Raw genomic sequence first — 2,312 nt, 5'->3', positions numbered from 1 at the left:
AGCGACTTGGCCGGCACCGCTGGACGATCGAACGCACCATGGCCTGGCTCGCCGGCTGCCGTCGACTGCACCGCCGCTACGAACGCAAAGCCGAGTACTTCCTGGCCTTCACCAGCATCGCCTGCACCCTCATCTGCTACCGCCGACTCACCAAATGAGACGACTTCTTAAGAGGTCATCTCATTTGGGGTGTTCGATAGACTCCAGGTGTGGGGATCGTTGAGCGGCTGGTGCCGGATGAGCTGTGGCAGTTGTTCCAGCGAGTGGTGCCGGAGGCGCCGAGTCGGCCTCAGGGAGGCGGCCGGCGCCGACACGGTGACCGTGAGGTGCTGGCTGCCATCGTGTTCGTGGCCACGTCGGGCTGCACGTGGCAGCAGCTGCCGGCCGCCTCGTTCGGACCGTCGGGGCCCACGGCCCATCGGCGTTTCACCGAGTGGTCGAAGGCCCGGGTGTGGGCGAAGCTCCATCGCCTGGTCCTGGATGAACTCGGCTCCCGCGGTGAACTGGACTGGTCCCGCTGCGCGATCGACTCGGTGAACATGCGGGCCCTGAAAAGGGGGACCTGACGGGTCCGAATCCGGTGGATCGGGGCAAGTGCGGCTCAAAGATCCACTTGATCACCGAGCGGACCGGACTGCCCCTGTCCGTCGGGATATCCGGTGCCAATCTCCACGACAGCCAGGCCCTCGAATCGCTCGTGCGAGGCATCCCGCCCATCCGCTCCCGGCGCGGACCACGTCGGCGACGGCCCGCCAAACTCCACGCCGACAAGGGCTACGACTACAACCACCTGCGCCGATGGTTACGCCAGCGCGGCATCCGACACCGCATCGCCCGCAAAGGCATCGAGTCCTCCCAGCGGCTGGGACGCCACCGCTGGACTATCGAACGCACCATGGCCTGGCTCGCCGGATGCCGCCGCCTCCACCGCCGCTACGAACGCAAAGCCGAACACTTCCTGGCCTTCACCAGCATCGCCTGCACCCTCATCTGCTACCGCAGACTCACCAAATGAGATGGCCTGTAAGGGCAGTGCCCGCAGTGTCACGCGACGGCCAGTCCCGACACAGCACGGGACATATCGGGCAGTCAGTCGTATGCGACCTCGCCATAAGCCCTTGGAAGAATCGAGGCCACAGCCAGAAAACCCAGCAGCGGCTATCTACAGCTGCCGTATCCGAACGACGTTGGGGCATGGTCAGCGATGAAGCAGAAACGGGCGCGACTCCTGTGACGATCCTTCAGTGTGGAGAATTGGCAGATCACCGGGAGCCGCACCCACTTCGCAAATCACCGCCGACACCCGTACAGCAAACCGAATTTACCGCATCAAACTTGAACTGCGCCGGGGTTGTGAAGCGCTGCTGTAGTACCGGGCTGTGCTATGACTTCAATCGCCCCTTCACCATTTCCCAGATCTCTTGCATTATTTCCGGCCGATACATTTCGCGGTGAAGACACGCGACCGCGCGCTCCTGAATCTGACCGGAGACGTAGGGACTCCACAATTCGGGCCCGGAGCCATTCGTCTCGCGACTGGAAACGAAGAGAACCTCGCCCTCGACCTTGCTCGGCTCATGCTCCATTAGAAGCCTTATATTGTTTCGGAGGACCTGCCTGTAGGTCTCGGACGCACTCTCTGGGGACGCCCCGAATATTTCGGCTTCTCGAGCGGCCGCTGACGCGATTTCTGAAATCTCCAGAGGGCCCTTGAGGGGAAGCCCGCCGACTCGCCTTGGTGTGGATGGAATGGAGTCCAGGATGACTAGAGCAGCAACCTGTTCGCCCGCGGCCTGCAATTGGACTGCCATCTCCTGGGCAACGATCCCACCAAAAGACCAACCAAGCAGGTGGTACGGGCCGGACGGCTGAACCGTTCGTATTTTGGTGACATAATCAGTGGCCATTTCCGTTACGGAACGAGGAAGCTCCGTCGCCCCGTCAAACCCCCGCGCTTGGAGACCATAGACCGGATACTCCGCAGGCATGCACTGCGCCAGGTATGTGTATTCCCAGCCCAGGCCGTGCACATCGTGGACGCAGAAGAACGGCGCATGCCCACCCCGCGAACGGAACGGCAGCAGCACGCTGCTGTCAGCCTGCCAGCAGGATTCATCCAGTCGCCGTGCGAGCCCGGCGACGGTCGGGGCGGTGAAGATTTCGCGGATCGGTATCTCCACGCCGAGGAGCGACCGGATCCGGCTGACCAGTCGGGTTGCCAGGAGCGAGTGTCCGCCGAGGTCGAAGAAGTTGTCCTCGACCCCGACCGAGGGCAGGCCGAGGACGTCGGCGAACACCGTGCACAGGATTTC

The 2,312-nt window shown here is 63.0% G+C and carries 3 protein-coding genes; 2 read left to right on the top strand and 1 reads right to left on the bottom strand.

The genetic code is table 11. The features are described 5' to 3' along the window. Positions 1–158, top strand: a 158-nt coding sequence (locus ACFYOH_RS44680) for a transposase (RefSeq protein ID WP_388638091.1), incomplete at its 5' end; no start/stop codon positions are given. Positions 159–215: 57 nt separating this feature from the next. Then, positions 216–1,015, top strand: a protein-coding gene (locus tag ACFYOH_RS44675) for an IS5 family transposase (protein ID WP_388638088.1) whose coding sequence is annotated in 2 segments (ribosomal slippage) — positions 216–551 and positions 554–1,015 — 798 coding nt in all. Because the reading frame shifts where the segments join, the coding sequence is not laid out codon by codon here. 367 nt (positions 1,016–1,382) lie between these two features. Here the strand turns inward: ACFYOH_RS44675 and ACFYOH_RS44670 are convergent. Beyond that, positions 1,383–2,312, bottom strand: a 930-nt coding sequence (locus ACFYOH_RS44670) for an alpha/beta fold hydrolase (RefSeq protein WP_388638086.1), incomplete at its 5' end; no start/stop codon positions are given.

The sequence above is a fragment of the Streptomyces sp. NPDC007856 genome, assembly GCF_042868225.1.
Taxonomy (GTDB): Bacteria; Actinomycetota; Actinomycetes; order Streptomycetales; family Streptomycetaceae; genus Streptomyces.
This window is presented reverse-complemented; position numbering and strand designations above follow the sequence as displayed.